We start from the raw sequence: 20,067 nt of genomic DNA on the forward strand, positions 1-20,067 counted from the left end.
TTAGAAATTACCTTTTAAAAGATTGATACTTACTGTTGCTAATGCATTATTAGGAAATTTAGCAAAATGATTATCATTTGGTACTAATCCTGCTTTTATAGCTGTTTTCCTTAAAACGTCAACTTCAAGAATGTATTGGTCACTATAACCATGAGTGGCATCATATGCTGTTGCAGCTGTTTGCCCAAGGTTGTCAGCAACTAGTTTTGGATCGATCGTATGCAATTCTATAATGAGCAATCCAAATTTTTCTACAAAAGGTTTCCATTTTTGTAGATGTTCCAAGAGCGAAGCTTCTACATCGTTGTTTTTTAAACATTTTCCGTTAGTAGCAAAGGCACCTGTGGACGTACTTATATTATTGTACTTTTTCATGGGTGCTTCCCATATTCTATTATGATCCAAAAAGGTTCTTACATTTAATAAATCCTGTAACTCAATGTCGTAGTCTTCTCTTAAGTCGTTGGCCAAAACATCTGGTCTGCCTATATCTCCCCAAATTACCTTTGCCCAAATATCTGCTTTTATGAGATTAGCTCTTGTGACTTTAAGTGCTGCTTTATTAAAGTCGACACCAACCAAGAATAAAGGATGCTCATCTAGAAGTTGCCCACGCAATGTTTGTTGGTCTATGACATTAAAGATATGTTCGATAAAAGCGCCATTGCCACATCCCATATCCAAGATGCCTTTCGGCTGTTCTTCAATGGGCTTGTTAAAGAGATCTATGATGACTTTATCTATAACCTTAAAGTAGGTAGCATGTGCACCACCACTTCCCCAAACGTTCATTTCTCTATGGACATGCTTTTCAGTATCGCTAGGCGAATCGGTTTTAAGTATGAGAGGATTACCAAAGATGAGTTCGTCTAGTTGCAAAAATGTTGGTATATATGAAACTGTAACACCATAAGCGCTAGCACGTTTTGCAAAAAATAGACCTTCATCAGTGAATTGATATGTACTTTTTTTCTTTTTGAACCAACCCAAATGTGAAAGAAAGTCTAATATCTTTTTGAAACTTTCAGGATCTTTATGGTACTCTTCTGCTGTGAAAGATGCCTCCATAAAGTATTTGTGAAAAAGCCCATTAACTCCTAAAAGGACAATAATGGGTCCGGCAATAACACCTTCTATATGCTTTAAGACTTGATATTCTATTGAATTTTCGTTGGAAACAATCAAACCAAAATTTGTCTCAAATTTTCTAAAAACACTTTCTAGTGCAATAAATGCATCAGCGCTTATCATTTTGTCCGTAGCAAAACGATCTGAGTAATTTAAAAGATTCACGACATCCTCGTATAAGTGCACATGTCCAAAAGCGCTTTTTGAGTTACTGTTTGTTATATATATAACAGTATCGGTCTTATTGTCTAATTGTTGCTCCATCCAACCTTGTGAACACAATACCCTTAAGGCGACATTGAGATAGCCTTCATTAGAACTAAATTTTTTGGACAGATGTTTTAGAGCTACTTTTTTGTGTTCTAAAATATAGTCTAGTATACCTTTTTTATGAAGTGCATGTGCAGAAGTGGCTACGGCTATGCCATCTAAATGCCTAAAAATGGTACTTCTCAACTTAGACTTATCGGATTTGGTAAGCATATTAATTGGTTTAGACATAAAGATAAAAAAACCATCGCTTCAACGATGGTTTAAACATTAATTATATTATCATACTTTATTAGTCGAACAGGTTGACAACCTTGCCTTCATCTTCTGCCGTAATTGTGACCAATAACTTTTTCAAACCGAGTTTATTTACTTTATAGATTTTAGTGCCTACTGACCATTTTTCTTTTCGCTTCGTATTGGCGCTCATAGGAAATCCGTAACCAAAGTAACCACCATCTGCCTTTGGGCCCTTAACTGCGAATTGATTGCGTTTACCGGAATTGTTTCTAATCTTGAAACTAATCCATTTTATGCTCTTTTTGCTATGGTTGTTCTTATCTTCTAATGACGTCGCCATACCACCAGATTTTGTTTTTATCTTATTCTCCTTTGGAAGATTGGTGTAGTAGAGTTTGCCATCATTACTAACGTCAGCCCACAGATAATCAACAGGATTAACAGTGATGATTCCCCAATTCCATAGGTTTACATAGACACTTTTGGCTTCAATCTTGGAAGCGTCAATTTTTCCATTTGCTACGCCCAAACGCAATTCATCGGTTTTACCTTCAATAATAACATTACCAATATTAGCATTAACCCGTAATTCATTATTGGATACATTAATAATTTTGGTGGTATCATGTGCATCATGTACAACGCGTTTAAGGTTCGGAGCACCAATTTTTATAGTAATACCTTTAGAAGATTCAATCCATTTTAATTGGCTGAAGTGGATGGTGCCATCTACAATTTCGGTATCTATAAATTCTAATAAATTACCATCGGTTGTAATACTCAATGATTCCTCATGAGCCATGTCTATCGTAATATCTGCATGTAAATCGATTTTAATAGTTTCAACATTTTCGAAAGGAAAAGATTTGGTCTCAATTTTTTTGTTACCCTTAACTTGCGCTATTCCTAATGATCCAATGAATAGCAGTAACAATGATATATTTTTCATTTTAGATTAATTTTTAGTGATTTTTGCTTCGGGATTATTAAAAACCGCCTCATATGTAATGGTTTCTGGTTTGTACTCAAATTCAATAATTCTATTGTCAGTGTCCTTTAACTCGTAATCTCCTCCTTGGTTGACGAATTTGAATTGTATTTGATTATGTGCAGTTTTTTGTGAAAACGTTCCTTCATAAATGCCATCGCTATTGGTATCTGTAAGTGGAACAGTTTCGGTCCATGGGTTATCTGTAAAATTACCTCTTATACCAACATTTGATACATTTTCCACCGCGTTCATATCCACTTTAAATGTCACTGTTTTTGTATGTGTTTCCTGTACACAGCTTTGAGTAATTATTAGTAGAAGTATGAGTGCAAATTTTGAAAGTTTCATGATTACTTTATTTTTTTATAGTTATACGTATTTCTTACTAATCTTTCTTTAGTGTCCATGTATACTACCTCTTTAGACACAGTATAAGTGGTATCTGTTAGTGTGTGTGTCATATACATATTCGCCTTTCTTCCATTATCTTTTCCTCTATAGCTTGTAACCAGGACTTTTTCGCCATTGTCTTCGGTAAAACTCTCAACCTTTTCATTGCCAAAGTAAGTCCCATTTTTTTTGATTTTTACAGAACCTTTGTAGTTTTTATTTGGTTCATAAGGATACTGGATGTTAGTGATGATTTTATCTCTTTCAATTTTAAATTGCATAGAGACATCAATGGTTTCTAAATCTCCAGATTGGTAATCAGTGTAGGTTAGAGTGCCTTTCCAACTTGTGTTATCAATACTCTCAAAGTCTGAAAGTTGAATAGTGTTCTGGGCATTTGTAGTAAATGCCATTAATAAAATGCTAAGTGTTGTAAATAAAGTTTTCATAATTATAGTTTTTTATATGTTATTTTAATGTTTTACTAATGAGGTAATCTAGTCCAAAACGTCCTGAACCTAAAAAGAGATTATAGATAGCTACCCACAAGAACCCCATAGCTGGTAGCATTCCCCAAAGTCCTTGATTCCATTTTTGCATAAATATGGCGACGAGCATAGTACACATAATTAAGAATGATGCAATTCGGGTTTTTAGACCTAGAAAAAGGAATAGACCACCAACCGCTTCGCTGAATGCCCCCATCCAAGCAAAGAAAATTGGAGCTGCGGCAAATATGCCTCCGTAAGAAGCTACATCTTCTGGAAACCAAGCGGCAACTTCAAATAAATTAAGATTTTGGCTTTCTGCTGTCCATGGCATACCAAACTTATCGGCTCCGAACATTGCTGTTAACCAAAGGCCACAAAGTATTCTAGGTATTGCAAAAACAGCGTCTATAAACCAGCTATTTTGAGTTACAGGTGTGATAATAAATTTTAGGATGGACTTTAAGCGTGTCATAACAAATGGTTTTAATTATTCGATGACACAAATTTCGAGAAAGATGTTTCCGTGAACGACTTATTACGTACCAGAACGTCCCAAATACGATTTGAGACGTCTTAATTCAATTGGGTTTTAAGGTATTCGGTAGGAGAGTAGTTGGTTAATTTTTTAAAAACACGGTTAAAGGTTGCTTTACTATTGAAGCCACATTCTTGAGCAATACCAAGGAGGGAGAGTTGTTTATGCTTATCAGCTTTTAGCATATTTTTAAACGCTTCAACACGGTAACCATTAACAAAGTCATTAAAATTTTTATTGAAAGCTGTATTTACAATCTCAGAGAGTTGACCTCGAGACATATTGGCCATCTTTGCCAAATCCGATAGGTTTAATTCTGGATTTAGATAGACTTTTTCTTCTTCCATTAGACTTTTTACTATCGAAATGTCTTTTTTAGAAATAGCTTTTTCTTGTTCGAAGTCACTCGCATCCTCTGGAATACCAATTGTTTTTGGTGAAAACGTGAAATCCAGTCTGTTTAGTTTTGTCGTATCCGTAAAATAACCCTTTACGCCTATAAATAATGTTACGATAGCTACATAAAGATTGAGCCACCAACGATCCGTATAATCTAAGTCTATAAAGCTAAGGTCCACAATATCGACAGTGGTTCCAAAAATGAAAGATATACTAAAGAGAATAAGAAATGTTAAAATCCAATTGAGTTCTAATTTATAGATATTAGAAAAGTATTGAATGATTTTCTTACGGTAGTTATAAAATAACTGAAATGTAAATGCCAAATAGAGTAGCATAAAAGTAGCTTCTACATAACCCATAATCGATAGGATGTAGGCTTCGTCCAAGCTCAGCTTTAAAACACCATTTTGCACATCGTCAAAACCAGGTTGAGCCGCATCATAAGTATAAATACCTATGCGATAGATAATAAAGGCAATAGCAAGAGCAAAATGCAACCAATATGCTTTTTTAAACCTAAAATTAGATGTTGTAACTGATTTTACATAGAGAAAAATTAAAGGTGCTAGTGCTATACCGATATTGATTAGGAAGTAATTAATTTTCGTTGTTCTGAAAGTATCATACCAGCTCATAAAACCAACAGTATAACACGTTTGTGAATAACATGTTAAGAGCAGAATTAAACCCAAAAACAAATCAGAAAGATTACGCTTTTTAACGTAACGTACCAAAAGCAGTACTACATAGATGAGTCCTTGTAATACTAGAATTAATAATGGTAAACTCCACTTATTAAAATCCGGGAACATGTAACTTAGCTTTAAAAGCTAAATGTATAAGATTTATCTCAATTTTGGAAAATCAATTGGGCTCATTTCGTGCATAACACCATAAACGGCTTCAAAAATATCCTCAATAGATGGTTTTGAGAAATAATCACCATCAGAACCATACGCTGGTCTGTGTGGTTTAGCAGCTAAAGTTTTTGGTTGACTGTCTAGATATGGAAAGGCATTTTGTTCGTTTAATATCTGATCTAAGATATAGGCTGATGCACCACCTTTTACATCCTCGTCAATAACCATCACACGATTGGTTTTGGCTATACTTTTTACGATATCATGATTTAAATCAAAAGGCAATAAGGATTGCACATCAATAATTTCCGCATCAATACCAACTTCTAATAGTTCTCTTGCGGCCTGTTCAACCAAACGTAGTGTCGAACCATAAGAAACAAGGGTTATGTCTTCCCCTTCTTTAATCGTCTCAACGACACCAATAGGTGTTTTGAATTGCCCAAAATTGTTCGGTAATTTTTCCTTTAAGCGGTAGCCATTTAAACATTCTACTATTAAGGCTGGCTCATCACTTTCTAATAGCGTATTATAGAAACCTGCAGCTTTGGTCATATTTCTTGGAACTAACACATGTACGCCTCTTATTAAATTTAGTATACCTCCCATTTGAGAACCAGAATGCCAAATACCCTCCAAACGATGACCACGAGTTCTTACAATCAAAGGTGCTTTTTGACGGCCTTTGGTTCTATATTGAACAGTGGCCAGATCATCACTCATAATTTGAAGTGCATAAAGAATGTAATCCAAATATTGAATTTCGGCAATTGGTCTTAATCCTCGCATGGCCATTCCAATACCTTGACCTAGTATGGTGGCTTCCCGTATACCTGTATCGGACACCCTTAACTCACCAAACTTTTCCTGTAAACCTTCAAGCCCTTGATTAACATCTCCAATATGACCAGCATCTTCGCCAAAAATCAAAGCTTCTGGGTAATTATTAAAAATAGCTTCAAAGTTATCTCTTAATACCACACGACCATCTACTTCTTCAGCCCCACTAGAGTAGGTCGGTAAAACTTCAGATTGATTTGCGACTTTTAAATTAGACTCACTATGTAAATGCGAACTATATTTAGGTTGCGTTTGCACCATATAGGTATTGATCCAGTTTTGGAGTTCGATTTTTTCAGCAGTATGTTCAGAGACTAAATAGCGCAATGCTTTACGAGCGGCTGCTATAACATCCTTGCGTAGCAATTCATCAATAGCTATTAAGTCGTTCTTGATCTTATTAATAAAAGCACCATTTGCACTTGTAGCTGCTACTTTTTCTAACAAGGTAATGACCTGCTGTTTTTCCGATTTGATTGGATTTATGAACGTAGACCAAGCGGCTTTTTTGCCATCTCTAACAGCTTTTTTAATGTCTTTTTCTAAAGTTGCTAGCTCTTCGTCTGTAGCAATATTATTGGCTATCATCCATTTACGCATTTGCACGTTACAGTCGTATTCTGCTTCCCAAGCTAGACGTTCTTTATCTTTATAACGCTCATGAGATCCTGATGTAGAGTGTCCTTGCGGCTGCGTTAGTTCTTGTACATGTATCATTACGGGCACATGTTCTTTCCTAGATAATTGAGCAGCACGTTGGTAAGTATCAATGAGTTCAGGATAATTCCAACCATTTACCCTAAAAATTTCATAGCCATTATGCTCGTTATCACGTTGAAATCCTTTTAAGATTTCGGAGATATTTTCTTTAGTAGTTTGGTGTTTTGCATGCACTGAAATACCATATTCGTCATCCCAAATACTAATGATCATTGGTACTTGTAATACACCTGCAGCATTAATGGTTTCGAAAAACAGTCCCTCACTCGTACTAGCGTTGCCAATAGTTCCCCAAGCAATTTCACCACCGTTATTTGAAAAGTTGGTTGTATCTATACCATCAACATTTCTATAGATTTTTGAGGCTTGAGCCAATCCAAGTAATCGTGGCATTTGCCCAGCAGTAGGTGAGATGTCTGCACTAGAATTTTTTTGTGCTGTTAGATCTTTCCAGTTACCTTGGTCATCCAAACTGTGCGTGGCAAAGTGTCCGCCCATTTGACGACCAGCTGACATTGGTTCTTCCTTTATATCTGTATTGGCATATAAACCGGCAAAAAACTGTTCTATATTTAGTTCGCCGATGGCCATCATAAACGTTTGATCTCTATAATAACCAGATCTAAAATCGCCATTTTTAAACGCTTTGGCCCAGGCGATTTGAGGCACTTCCTTACCATCTCCAAAAATCCCGAATTTTGCCTTTCCGGTCAAAACCTCTCGACGCCCCAGTAAACTACATTCACGGCTCGTTACAGCGAGTTTATAATCATTTAAAACTTCCGCTTTAAAATCTTTGAATGTAATTTCTGTTTTTGAATCGGGATTTACTTTCATTTAGGGTTATATTTAAGTCTTGCAAAGGTATTAAATCTCAAGGTCTTATGCAATAGCTTAAATTGTCTAAATATTGAAAGATTATCAAATTATTCGGTAAAAAAATAAATATTATTAAAAATTGAATAAAAAATTAACATTTCAATAAGAATATGTTAATACCACTTTCGTCTAAAAAGACCTAAAAGTACCTGTGGGTCTACAGTAATAATAAAGCGAATGCGTTGGTCGTAATCAGGTTGCGCAATTTCCCAGCCCAAGTTTGAATATAAAGGGAAGTAGAGTTCAAAATAGTCTTCAACAAGATTTAATCGTATGCCAGAATCATAAACAAATTTAGCTGAACTAAATTTATTTTTTACTAAACCTAAATCGCCATAAGCTTGGATGTATCTCCAAATAGAAGTACTAAAATTAGCTGTAGTCATCCATTGATTGGCAAAAGGCGTTTCTAACATGGATTTAAAGCCGCCTTCTGCAATGATTATTTGCTGACTAAAAAGCCCAGCAGCTTCTGATCTACCTAGATAATTCAAATCAAATAAATAGTCTGTTGGCCTATCCAATGCAAAGCTGAAAAAGTTGGAATCGGGATTGGTGTCATTATCAAGAAAGATACCTGCAAAAAGTCTTAGATTTATATTTCTATTGCTCTTGGTTAGCTTTCTAAACTCATAATTTAGGGATAGTTTGCTAAAGTTATCTGCAATTTGTAAATCCGTATTGAATCTAGAATAATTAATGATACCTGGATTAAAATGAGTATACCTTAAATTGAAAACACCATAGTCTGGTTCATCAATCTCAACCGTAGCATTTTCGCCAATATCTCTGTTGATGCTGACATATCTCGCTGAAATATTATCCACTTGATCTGCTCTAAAATCATCATCATTTCTAAAGCTAAATGAAACAGAAGGTCTAATCCTCGTGAAAAAAGCGTCCTCAGCAAAGGATTGATAACCGGCAGTTATGCCATATGTAACATCGAATAAATTTTTATTTTCAATATTGTGGGTATAAAATATTGAGGTCGTACCTGTAAGTGATTTTGATTTTGTTGCGTATTGCGGTGAAAACCTATAATTAAGACGCTTTCTAAGAATGGTTTTATTGTAGACCTTTGCACCTAAGGTTAATCCGTCATAAATATTCTTGAATTCTGCCAAGGGCATGAAGAAAATCTGATTATAATTTGGGTCTTCTATATCCTTAAAGAGTCTGAACTGTAAAGGTTTATTATTTAGGAATGAACCGTTGACCGATCTATAATTGTCACGCTGGTTAAATTCTGGAACCACGTTGCCATAGTCTAATACAAACTTGTCTGTATTGTCTTTAGGTAAGCTTAATGTTTTTAATCCGTTTATGTTTTCTACCCATAGCTTTTCCATTACTGAGTCATTGGACATTTTGAACAATGAAATGGGCATGCTATTGTCCCTTTTGTTCTTTATCGTAAGCTTTATAGAATCGTTAGTAGTTTCAATATCACTAATTTTAAAGTCTATTTTCTTTCGCGTTTCCACATAATCATTGAAGAACCAATCGACATCTTTAGAGGTTTTTGAATTCAAGAATGACTCGAAATCTTTGATATATACTGTTTTTAGCTTATAAGACTCTAGGAACTCTTTTATAATTTCAGTTAACTGTATATCTTCCGTAAAATCGTCTAGGTAATTTAAGCCTACACCAGCTTTATACTTACTTGCAATATTACTATTGAATTTTATAAGGGAGTCTTTTGATGTAGATAAAGGTTGATCTCTGTTCTTTCTAGCGATTTCCATAGAATATAGAAAGTACTGGAAATTGAAGTCTAAATCTGACGCATGAAACGCTCGAATTCCCCAGAAATTAGCTAGCTTGCCCAACAGTTTCATGTCTGGATAATACGTTTCAACATATTTCATTAAAAAGTAGACCTGAAGACCTTCACTTAGCCAATGCTCCTTGCGCGGATTAAGCAGTAGTATATTATTAATGTATTTTTTGAGGGATGTCTTTAAAAGCTTTAATTCATATTGAAATTGATCTGGGAATGGGCTTAAAAAATCAGGTAATTGGTTGAGTCCATAGAGTGGATCTTTGCTATAGTCTATTTCTGAAACCAATAAACGCTTGTGAGGATACTTACCGAGATTTTCAGTTAAGAATTTTCCAATTCTATCCGTTAGAATAGCTTTATCGACACTAGGTAGTCCTTTTTCGTTGATATTAGATATAAATATTAAATCATCCGTCTGCACAATGCGATAAAGCGGAAACTTTTCAAGAGATAGATAGGTGTCAATTCTGTCCTTTCCATATAGAATAGTTGTCTGCCTTCTTTTTTCTTTATCCGTGATCATATTGACCAAGTCAAGTTCAGAAGTAGTTCTGTAGTTAATAGGGTGTTCTAAAGCAATTGTGATATCTGTCTTTGGGACAAAAAGATCATTTAGGTTCTTGTTACTGTAGTACTGCCATTTTCCATCATAAACCGTAGGCGTAATATACCAATGCTTTAGTTCAAAGTCCTTGTTTTTTGTTATTCCATAACCCGTAAACGTTGCATCTGGTAAAACCAATATGTAGCTCAGTTTGAGGTTGTAGGATTCACCGGGTTTAAGAGACTGATTAAGGCTTACCTTAATAACATCAGGGTGTAATTTTAAATAATTAAAATCTAACCTATCACCATCGTCCTCAATTGAAGTTATAAGGGTAAAACCACGTTGTTCACTTTTGGCAAGATGAAATTTAGTGCTGAATTCTTCCTCAAAACGTTTGGCAAGAGGTGTAGACTTGTTAGAATAACTATTGTTCCAATCATTAAGGTAGATGTCTTCTAAAGTGTCTTCTGTCTCGTTTTTGTAAACAATAGTTTGTGTTATGGAAATTGTTTTGGTTTCAATATCGACAATAGCATTGACATCGATCTTATTTTGCCCAGACAAAGTCGAACAAAAAAAGCACAAGCCCAATATTGTCAATAAAACCTTATTCAATGTTGTACAATAAATTTAAGCGGTTGCATATCGAAATTTTTTAGAACTAAAAAGTACATACCGTTTTGTAATTCTGAAATATCAACCTGTTGTTTGTTGTTGGAATTTGTTTGAAAATCTTTAATGTGCTTTCCTAAAATATTGTAAATAGAGACAGATTCATTGTAGAATCTAGGTGAATTCACAACTATGGACAAGCTTGATGTATTCATGGTTTTTTCTAAGGAAAAACCTTCTCTAGCTACAATATCATCAATATTCAAAAGCGTGGCATCAGTTTCTAAAGTCAGGGTTACTGGCAGATGATCACTGAAGTTGTGCAGTGCATCTCTTATAGGAAACGTGAATTTAGAACCGGGTATAGCGCAAGCCGAAGAATTTATCGCTTGGTTGTAACAGGCAGATAATCCATTATTACCGTAAACTTGATAGGAGTCAGGTACATAAGTTATGTTGCCAGTATTTAACATGTTTTCTGAAGTTAGGATAAAATCAAAACGATCATCAAAGCCACCAGAAGCGCCTCCCAATCCAGATTGTGTGCGTGTAGATTGTGTAAAAACATCAACAAAGTTAGGATTGTTGTTCCAACTTCCAACTCTGCCTGCTGGATCTGCAAAAGTAATATTGTTAGTGTCTTGCAATAACTGTTGAAAAGCAGATTCACTAGCAGTATATATATTTAAGTCCCCACCTAGGAGCACTTTGGTATTTGAAGGAAGCGTATTGAGGTATGCATCCAATTCTAATACCATCTCAAATCTTCTCTGAGCATTAAGCGCTCCGCTTGATGCTTTCAAGTGGCAAACAACAACATAAATTTCTATGGGATTTGTAGCTCGGTCAATAGTATTTAATTGTAATTTGTAAATGTTGAAGTCTCTTAAATTCGTTGGAACGATAATTTCATCCTCAAGAATAAATTTGGTGCTATCGTAATAGAGTAAGTTTTGTAGATCATTTGGGTCGCCACTAGTATCATCTGATGTATTTGAAACATAAGTCGCCATTTCATAATTTGAAGATATGGCAGTTCTTGTAATGTTTAGGACATTATTAGCTCCAGTAACATTATTAAGTTCGCAAACTAGAAACAAATCGGGTTGATAATCTGCAAGTATAAATTCCAAATCTACCTCACGATTGGGTACGGCATCTTCAAGTGGATAATTTAATAGGTTATAAAACATCACTTTAAGCGTTTCTTGTGCGGAAACACTTAAAATAGTCAATAGACTTATTGCAAAAAAACCTATTATTTTCATTTTCATAGCATTTGAATGTAAAATATGGTCTTTTCTTAAAAGTTAGGGCTTAAACCGTATTCTTTATAGAAACTATTTAATATATCGATGACTTCATCTCCTGTATCAACTAAATGTATCAAATCTAAGTCTTTTGGACTGATATTACCTGCATCTAAAAGTGTAGTTTTTATCCAATCTAGTAGGCCTCCCCAAAACTCTTTTCCAACTAAAATAATAGGGAATGTCTCAATTTTATGGGTTTGTATTAATGTCATGGCTTCAAATAGTTCATCTAGAGTCCCAAAACCACCAGGCATAACAACAAAACCTTGAGAATATTTTACAAACATGACCTTTCTCACAAAGAAGTAGTCAAAGTCTAAGCTCTTATCATTGTCTATGTAAGGGTTATCATGTTGTTCAAAAGGAAGATCAATATTAAGACCGACAGAAGTTCCACCTGCAATATGTGCACCTTTATTACCTGCTTCCATAATACCAGGACCACCACCTGTGATGACTCCGTAACCATGTTCAACGATTTTTTGGGCAACTTCTTCCGCAAGTTTATAGTATTTGTGATCTGGCTTAGTACGTGCAGATCCAAAAATAGATACACAAGGTCCTATTTTACTCAATTTCTCATAGCCACTTACAAACTCGCCCATAATCTTAAATATGGCCCAAGAGTCATTGGTTTTTATTTCATTCCAGCCTTTATGCTTGCTTTCTTGTCTCATGTATTTTAATATTCTGTTCTTATTGTTTCTCGTGTCGCAAACTTTTGCAAACTCGCTAATATACTTTATTTAATAGATTATTGTTAAGTACAATAACAATATAGCACTATTTCAACTCCTTTATTAAAAATTTAGCTGTATAGCTCTTTTTGTCTTTTATTATTTGTTCAGGAGTGCCTTTGGCAACAACTTCACCACCACCTTTTCCACCTTCATAACCTATGTCAATAATATAATCAACAGTTTTTATTACATCTAAGTTATGCTCTATAATTAATACTGTATTGCCTTTGTCTACTAATTTGTTCAGGACTTTCATCAACACCCGAATATCTTCAAAATGTAAACCAGTTGTCGGTTCGTCTAATATGTAGAATGTGTTTCCAGTATCGCGCTTGCTTAATTCTGTGGCCAACTTAATACGTTGTGCCTCACCACCAGAAAGTGTGGTGCTTTGTTGTCCAAGTGTTATATAACCCAAACCTACGTCTTTAATGGTTTTAAGTTTTCTATAAATTTTTGGGATATGCTCAAAAAAGCTAACAGCTTCGTTAATAGTCATGTTCAAAACATCACTGATTGACTTTCCTTTATAGCGAATTTCCAAGGTTTCCCTATTAAAGCGTTTACCTTGACAAGTTTCACATTCAACATACACATCAGGTAAAAAATTCATTTCTATAACGCGTAATCCACCACCTTGACAGGTTTCGCAACGTCCACCAGCAACATTAAAACTAAAGCGACCAGGTTTGTAACCTCTAATCATTGCTTCTGGGATCTGAGCAAATAACTTTCTTATTTCATCAAACGTTTTAGTATAGGTAGCAGGATTACTTCTAGGTGTTCGTCCAATAGGTGACTGGTTAATATCTATCACTTTATCGATATGCTCTAAACCTTTAATACTTTTATGAGGCATTGGCTTTTTTACACCGTTAAAATAATACGCATTGAGAATAGGGTAGAGCGTTTCATTGATTAAGGTCGATTTACCGCTTCCTGAAACACCAGTAACACCAATCATTTTACCTAAAGGAAACTCTACATCCACATTTTTAAGATTATTTCCTGTACAACCTTTAAGTACTATTTTTTTACCGTTGCCTTTACGCCGTTTTTTTGGAATTTCTATTTCTTTGGTGCCATTAAGGTAGTCGGCAGTTAGTGTTTGATGCTCTAGTAATTCTTTTGGAGTGCCTTCGCTGATAATTTCACCACCATGCTTTCCAGCAAAAGGACCAATATCAATAACATGATCTGCGCGTTCAATCATATCCTTGTCATGCTCAACTACAATCACTGAGTTACCGACATCTCTAAGAGACTCTAAAGAATTAATAAGCTTCTCGTTATCCCTTTGATGCAAACCAATACTGGGCTCATCCAGAATATAGAGTACACCGACTAATTGAGAGCCAATTTGTGTTGCTAAACGAATGCGTTGCGCTTCACCACCAGACAAAGATTTGGAACTTCGATTTAGGGAGAGGTAGGTAAGACCAACATCAAGTAAAAACTGTGTGCGCGCTTTGATTTCCTTAATGATCTCTTCAGAAATTTGACGTTGCTTTTCTGATAGTCTGTCATTGAGTTCTTCTAGCCATTCACCCAATTCTATGATATCCATTTTCACAAGGTCCGAAATGCTCTTGCCGTCTATTTTAAAGTACAAGGATTCCTTGCGTAACCTTGATCCTTCACAAACTGAACATTCTACCTTATCCATATACTCCTTTGCCCAGCGCACTAAGGACGTAGAGTTGGATTTGTATTGTGTTTCAATGAAGTTAGCGACACCTTCAAAATCAATTTTATAATCACGTTTTACACCTAGCAACTTGCTTTCAACGGAAAAACTATCTTTTCCGCCATAGAGTATTACTTGTTTAGCTTCATCTGGAATAGCTGCCCATGCATCATTTAATGAAAAATCAAAACGTTGTGCTATAGTATCAAATTGTTTGAATATCCAACTCTTCTTTTCTGGACCGTGAGGCGCAAGTGCACCATTTCTTATGGATAGATTTTCATCAGGAACCAATTTTTGCTCGTTAACCACATAAAGTTCTCCAATTCCGTTGCAGTTAGGACATGCACCTTTAGGCGAATTGAATGAAAAATTATTGGGCTCTGGATTTGGATAGGAAATACCGGATGATGGACACATGAGATTGCGACTAAAGTAGCGTGGCTCATTGGTGTCTTGGTCAATCACCATCAGTACATCGTCGCCATGATACATAGCTGTGTTGATGCTTTCCATCAATCGTTTTTCTTTATCTTGAATATCGTCAATTTTTAGGCGGTCGATAACTATTTCTATATCATGGGTTTTATAACGATCGAGCTTCATACCTTTTTCAAGGTCTACAATATCACCATCGGTACGTACCTTAACGAAGCCTTGTTTAGCGATTTGCTCAAATAATTCGCGATAATGACCTTTTCTAGAGCGGACAACAGGAGATAATATATTAATGCGTTTTCCCTGATAGGATTCTAATATCAAATCTTTAATTTGCTCATCACTGTAGCTTACCATTTTGTCGCCAGTCTCGTAACTGTAAGCATCTGCAGCTCTAGCAAATAGCAGACGCAGAAAGTCATAAATTTCAGTAATAGTACCAACAGTAGAACGAGGTGATTTGCTCGTTGTTTTTTGTTCAATAGCAATAACAGGTGAAAGACCATCAATCTTATCGACATCAGGACGTTCCAGACTCCCTAAAAATTGTCTAGCATAAGCAGAAAAGGTTTCAATGTAACGACGTTGTCCTTCTGCATAAATGGTATCGAAAGCTAATGACGATTTTCCACTACCAGAAAGCCCTGTAATAACTACCAGTCGCTCTCTAGGTATAGTAACATCAATGTTTTTGAGGTTGTGTACTCGTGCGCCTTTTACTTCAATGGAATCTTCGAATAGACTCATAGATGATTATGCTCTTTCTTTTGTTTTTAGATGATTCACCTTTGCATTATTTGCATTTATGAACGAAGGTGCAAAGGTACAATATTTAGTTGTTAATTTAGTGTGAAGGTTTATACGATAGCTATGAGTTTTAGTTCCAATTCATAAAAAAAAGCCTTGACGAATCAAGGCTCTAATTTTATGAGTGTAAAATACTATTTATGACTTAACAACCATTTCGCCTGAGGCTATGGATTTTTCATAATTGGCTTTTACCTTAGTTAAATATCCAAAGAATTTTGACCCATCTTTTTTCTTTAGAACTACATACGTATTATTATCCTTGTCGGTTATAACATCATCAATAATTACAACATTACCATGAACGCTTTTGTAATTAGCTACTTTTCCGCGTTTCACAAGTATATTGAGTTTTGGAAACTTAATATGGTGGTATGTTGGTCCATCTTGCGCTTCAATAATAAGTTCATCACCAACTTTAGGTTCAGTTTGTGCACTTATCAAAAAACAACATCCGAAAAATAAGAGGGTAAAAAATATTTTTTTCATAATTAAATCGATTTAAATTAAGAATAATGCAAAATTATCGAGAATAACTAATTTAAACAATGATTTTAATCATTATTTAATAGACTTTTTTGTTATTATCTTTTATCAAATAATTAAGGCTTTTGATATCTTTAATAATTACGTTAGATTCATACACTTTTTAAAATAAAATCCATGCCTAAGCAGAATACCTTGATAGATGCTATTCAAAACCTTATAGAAGCTATATTCAAAGCTCTAGGTTACAGTAGCGCCAAAAAACGTACTTGGCACCAACATGTAGTTCCTTATAAAGATGGCTGGGCCGTTCATCGTGAAGGCAATAAACGTATTACCTCAAAACATAGAAAGCAAAGCACAGCAATACGAAAAGCCAAAGCATTGGCCAAGCGCTATAAGGCCGATGTCATTATTCATCGCGAAAGTGGAGGAATAAGGGATCGTATTAGCTATAAGAGCGATTCATCGAATTAGTTGATAAAAATCGGGCCCAATTCCAAAATTTAGTTATTTTAGCCTACCTACTTAAACTAAAATAACCCAAATCGACATGAAAAACACCTACATTTTTCTACTCTTTTGTTGTGCTGCTTATCTAAAGACTTTCGCACAATCCGACTGTTCAACAGCTTATGCACATATTGTTTATGCACTATCGCATTCAGAATCTGCCTTAGAAGCTAACAATATTACGCATGCCAAACATTTCGCAGAGCGCGCTAAAGAAGCCTTTATAAAAGTACAAACATCACTAAACGATTGCGATTGTGATGAAGTAGATGATACCGTTTATGATGCTATACAATATTTGTCCAAAGCTAAAAAGTCAACAACCTTAGAAGACGCGTATTACTACGCCAATAAAGGTAAAAAACTAGCTGATGCCACTATAGCGCAATTGGATATTTGCACCTTAGGTATAGAAGCACCAATAATGGAATCTACTGATGTGGAAAGTTATGAAGCTACAAATGAATTGGCTTCTATAGAGGCTGCACAAAATCAATTGTTGCAGCAACAGCAAGAACTAGAACGTAAGCAAGCTGAGTTGCAGCAAAAATTAACTGAAAAGAAACAAGAAGAACTACGCTTACAGAAAGAAGAATTGATTGCTAAACTAGAATCTACATTGACTCAGAATGTGACTACCTTTAACAATGCATTGCAGGCATGTGATTGTGATAATAAGGTTTTGAATGCTTCGATTGAGAAAGATAAACTGCAAGCCAAGTCTTTGGAGGCTATTAAAGGTTCTATGATTGGTCTTATTAAAAATCTCACTTCTAATTACATGAAGCAACTGGCTGATTGCGATCGAGAAGATGACAATGATTAATTGGAAAAGCAACGCGTAAACGTTGCTTTTTTTGTTTTCGATATTTTGCGATTGCCAAAAATTTTATCAAATTCCTATATCTAGTTTTAAACGATATTAGTTAATTTCGTTTTATAATTATTGTGTAATAGCTTCCCTATATATTATGGGAACAAATTTTAAATTGTAATGAAATTACTAGGAATAGGATCAAGAATCAACCATTCTGAATATGGTAAAGGTGTTGTTACCAATGTCACCTCAAAACATTATTGGGTGACGTTTATTGATCAAGGTTTGGAAACCATAGATATCGACTCTGAATTTGAAATTATTGAAGCAGCTGAAGACGATGTAGATACCGTAAGTTTTTATGAGGTTGAAAGGAGTCTCAGAGATATTCTTAAAAAATGGTCTGATGTATCTGAAGTCGTATCTATTGCCGATAAATGGAAAGGCGGTAAAATAATAATGCAACCAGCGGATGACAATCTTAAATCAAGTGAACTACCTATCGATAAATTCTTTCATAAAATAACCATGGTCCGTGACCGTTTGCGCGTCATGGAACAGAAAATTAATTCCAGTAATCTTGAAGAACAAGAAAAGATAGACTTGCAGCAGTATATTACGAGAAGTTACGGAAGTTTAACGAGTTTTAATGTGTTGTTTAAATTGAAGTCTCAACAGTTTGTTGGACAAAGGAGTAAGTAAGTTTTGGTTTAGTAATCGGGTACTTTTATCAAAAATAATTGCAACTTAAAACCGTAATCCTTTAACCTCACCCATATCCAAACTCAAAAACAACAGTTTATGAAATTTAGGTAGTATGGCGCTACTTTCAGTTGTTAACCAATCATTCCAAGTGGCTTCCAATCCCCCTATTGGTAAGATGTCGACCCACATTTGAAAACTTTTTGGTTTACCATTGTCATCTAAATGCCATAAGTAGGAATCTCCAGGTGTAGAACCACCAGAAGTATAAGTGACTAAAAGTGCGTCTTTATCCTCTTCGGTTATGACCAACCTGCGCTCAGTACCTACGTCAAAAACTTTGTAAGGCGCTACAAGCCAAAAGGAATCATTGTTGAAATATGATTCAGCCTTAAGAATGTAGTCATATTTTTCTTTGCCATTGTATTCTTGTTTCCCTGCAAATACTTTAGAGTTATTCTGATTTTGAAGGTCAAGAATCACCGTCATCTCACCCCAAGACACTTCACAGGTTTTATCTGTTTTGTACCATTTATAGTGATGAATACCTTTAAATGTCCATTCTAAATAATCGGTATTGCGATAAGCATCTTCGTTTAATGCTTCTAACATTCTAGTAGCCAATTGATCTGCTTTTGGTCCTTGTTGCCCATCAGGCAGATCTTCATTATATTTTAAATACATAAAACCGAAAAATAGGAGAGTGGGCAGTGTAAAGAATATGATAACTCCTCCAATAATTTTAAGGATGCGTTTTGTTTTTGACTTTTTTGGCATGAGGTTTTATAATTCTTCAAAAATAATATTATTACCATAATTCCTGCGTATCACACTGAGCTTTGGTCACTGAGGTTACTCGAAGTGGTCGAAGTGAAATCAGGAATCCACAATAACGTTTACATAAATGTGGATTACGCATCAAGTGTGGAATGACAAAGTACTAATTTTTTCTTTTACAGCTTCTGCCAATATCAATGCTGCTTGTGGATGATTTCTAAACCATAGTTCGGGTTCAACCAATTCTAGTTCAGCCAACGTAATGTTTCCATTATTATCATTAAAAATATCAACTCTGGCATATATCGGTAGTTCATTACAAGCATTAACCGTATTAATGGCAAATTCTATCTCTTTGTCAGTAGGTGTATAGTCTTGTATACTACCACCAAAATCATCTTGAACCCTAAAATCCCCAGTTTTAGCACGCTTTAAAATAGCATGTGTAAATATCCCATTAAAGACCATCATTGATACTTCGCCTTCAGTGACTATTTTGTGCTGAAATGGTTGAAGCATCATAGCCTCTTGTGCTATCAGTGATTTGAAGATGGCTTCATGATCAGCAATATTTTCTGTATTTAATCTATAAGTGTGCCGTGCTGCACCAGAGACACAAGGTTTTAGCACTGTCTCATTCCAACCTGTTTCATGATGCAAGGTTTTTAAGGTTTTGGAATTGCCTTGCTCAACAAATAGTGTTTGCGCTATATGTACACCATTTATATTTAGGTGTTGCAGATAATGCTTATCTATATTCCAACGAATCAAGCGCTCTGAATTAATAAGTGTTGTCACTTTTGCGATATAATTTAACCACTCTGAGAACTTAGCAAAATCATCAAAATAGTCCCAAGTAGTTCTAAATAAGACTGATCTTGTTGTGGACCAGTCGAAATCAGGATCATTCCAAGCAAGACGAATAGTTTTAAGGCCTAATTTACCTAAGGCGTTCATTACCAGTGCATCTTCGGCTATGACGTTTTTTGTGTAATCATCTACAGACTTTGGATAAGCGTGTTTCTGATCTGTGAGTATAACGACATCGTATGTTTTCATTTAGGCTTTCAGCATTAAAAAATTCTCGATACAT

Annotated in this window: 17 protein-coding genes; 3 read left to right on the forward strand and 14 right to left on the reverse strand. The window is 35.1% G+C overall.

Annotation, left to right across the window (positions count from 1 at the left end):
- The 12 genes from H7F21_RS16720 to H7F21_RS16775 all read right to left on the reverse strand — a co-directional run bounded on the left by H7F21_RS16720 (nucleotide 1) and on the right by H7F21_RS16775 (nucleotide 16,168).
- A complete protein-coding gene (locus tag H7F21_RS16720; RefSeq protein ID WP_185790463.1) occupies nucleotides 1-1,611 on the reverse strand; it encodes a class I SAM-dependent methyltransferase in 1,611 nt (536 codons plus the stop codon).
- Between the two features lie 79 nt (nucleotides 1,612-1,690).
- The gene (locus tag H7F21_RS16725) at nucleotides 1,691-2,587 is read right to left on the reverse strand and encodes a GIN domain-containing protein (protein WP_185790464.1); all 897 of its coding nucleotides are present in this window, start codon (nucleotides 2,585-2,587) and stop codon (nucleotides 1,691-1,693) included.
- 6 nt (nucleotides 2,588-2,593) lie between these two features.
- On the reverse strand, nucleotides 2,594-2,977 hold the full coding sequence (locus tag H7F21_RS16730; protein WP_185790465.1) for a hypothetical protein: 384 nt from the start codon (nucleotides 2,975-2,977) through the stop codon (nucleotides 2,594-2,596).
- Between the two features lie 2 nt (nucleotides 2,978-2,979).
- On the reverse strand, nucleotides 2,980-3,468 hold the full coding sequence (locus H7F21_RS16735; protein WP_185790466.1) for a hypothetical protein: 489 nt from the start codon (nucleotides 3,466-3,468) through the stop codon (nucleotides 2,980-2,982).
- Between the two features lie 19 nt (nucleotides 3,469-3,487).
- Nucleotides 3,488-3,982: a DoxX family protein gene (locus tag H7F21_RS16740; RefSeq protein WP_185790467.1), complete on the reverse strand. Its 495-nt coding sequence runs from the start codon at nucleotides 3,980-3,982 to the stop codon at nucleotides 3,488-3,490.
- Between the two features lie 101 nt (nucleotides 3,983-4,083).
- Nucleotides 4,084-5,259 (reverse strand): helix-turn-helix domain-containing protein, encoded by a 1,176-nt coding sequence (locus H7F21_RS16745; RefSeq protein WP_246431508.1) that lies wholly within the window; start codon nucleotides 5,257-5,259, stop codon nucleotides 4,084-4,086.
- A 33-nt stretch (nucleotides 5,260-5,292) separates the two neighbouring features.
- Entirely contained in the window at nucleotides 5,293-7,704 is a 2,412-nt protein-coding gene (locus H7F21_RS16750) for an alpha-ketoacid dehydrogenase subunit alpha/beta (protein ID WP_185790468.1), read from the reverse strand.
- A gap of 155 nt (nucleotides 7,705-7,859) precedes the next feature.
- Nucleotides 7,860-10,646 (reverse strand): gluzincin family metallopeptidase, encoded by a 2,787-nt coding sequence (locus tag H7F21_RS16755; protein ID WP_246431509.1) that lies wholly within the window; start codon nucleotides 10,644-10,646, stop codon nucleotides 7,860-7,862.
- 47 nt (nucleotides 10,647-10,693) lie between these two features.
- Nucleotides 10,694-11,962 (reverse strand): T9SS type A sorting domain-containing protein, encoded by a 1,269-nt coding sequence (locus H7F21_RS16760; RefSeq protein WP_185790469.1) that lies wholly within the window; start codon nucleotides 11,960-11,962, stop codon nucleotides 10,694-10,696.
- A 35-nt stretch (nucleotides 11,963-11,997) separates the two neighbouring features.
- Nucleotides 11,998-12,684: an LOG family protein gene (locus H7F21_RS16765; RefSeq protein WP_185790470.1), complete on the reverse strand. Its 687-nt coding sequence runs from the start codon at nucleotides 12,682-12,684 to the stop codon at nucleotides 11,998-12,000.
- 106 nt (nucleotides 12,685-12,790) lie between these two features.
- On the reverse strand, nucleotides 12,791-15,619 hold the full coding sequence (gene uvrA, locus H7F21_RS16770; protein WP_185790471.1) for an excinuclease ABC subunit UvrA: 2,829 nt from the start codon (nucleotides 15,617-15,619) through the stop codon (nucleotides 12,791-12,793).
- Between the two features lie 198 nt (nucleotides 15,620-15,817).
- The gene (locus H7F21_RS16775) at nucleotides 15,818-16,168 is read right to left on the reverse strand and encodes a hypothetical protein (RefSeq protein WP_185790472.1); all 351 of its coding nucleotides are present in this window, start codon (nucleotides 16,166-16,168) and stop codon (nucleotides 15,818-15,820) included.
- A 174-nt stretch (nucleotides 16,169-16,342) separates the two neighbouring features.
- Between H7F21_RS16775 and H7F21_RS16780 the strand changes: the two genes are divergently transcribed.
- The 3 genes from H7F21_RS16780 to H7F21_RS16790 all read left to right on the forward strand — a co-directional run bounded on the left by H7F21_RS16780 (nucleotide 16,343) and on the right by H7F21_RS16790 (nucleotide 18,197).
- Nucleotides 16,343-16,642, forward strand: a complete 300-nt coding sequence (locus tag H7F21_RS16780; protein ID WP_185790473.1) for a DUF2188 domain-containing protein — start codon at nucleotides 16,343-16,345, stop codon at nucleotides 16,640-16,642.
- Nucleotides 16,643-16,718: 76 nt separating this feature from the next.
- The gene (locus H7F21_RS16785; RefSeq protein WP_185790474.1) at nucleotides 16,719-17,504 is read left to right on the forward strand and encodes a hypothetical protein; all 786 of its coding nucleotides are present in this window, start codon (nucleotides 16,719-16,721) and stop codon (nucleotides 17,502-17,504) included.
- A 168-nt stretch (nucleotides 17,505-17,672) separates the two neighbouring features.
- Nucleotides 17,673-18,197, forward strand: a complete 525-nt coding sequence (locus H7F21_RS16790) for a hypothetical protein (RefSeq protein WP_185790475.1) — start codon at nucleotides 17,673-17,675, stop codon at nucleotides 18,195-18,197.
- A 45-nt stretch (nucleotides 18,198-18,242) separates the two neighbouring features.
- Here the strand turns inward: H7F21_RS16790 and H7F21_RS16795 are convergent, their stop codons facing one another.
- Both H7F21_RS16795 and H7F21_RS16800 read right to left on the reverse strand, forming a co-directional pair.
- Nucleotides 18,243-18,974, reverse strand: a complete 732-nt coding sequence (locus tag H7F21_RS16795) for a hypothetical protein (protein ID WP_185790476.1) — start codon at nucleotides 18,972-18,974, stop codon at nucleotides 18,243-18,245.
- A gap of 141 nt (nucleotides 18,975-19,115) precedes the next feature.
- On the reverse strand, nucleotides 19,116-20,033 hold the full coding sequence (locus H7F21_RS16800; RefSeq protein ID WP_185790477.1) for an ATP-grasp domain-containing protein: 918 nt from the start codon (nucleotides 20,031-20,033) through the stop codon (nucleotides 19,116-19,118).
- Between the last annotated feature and the right edge of the window lie 34 nt (nucleotides 20,034-20,067).

Source organism: Winogradskyella flava, from assembly GCF_014243395.1.
In the GTDB taxonomy this organism is placed as follows: domain Bacteria; phylum Bacteroidota; class Bacteroidia; order Flavobacteriales; family Flavobacteriaceae; genus Winogradskyella; species Winogradskyella flava.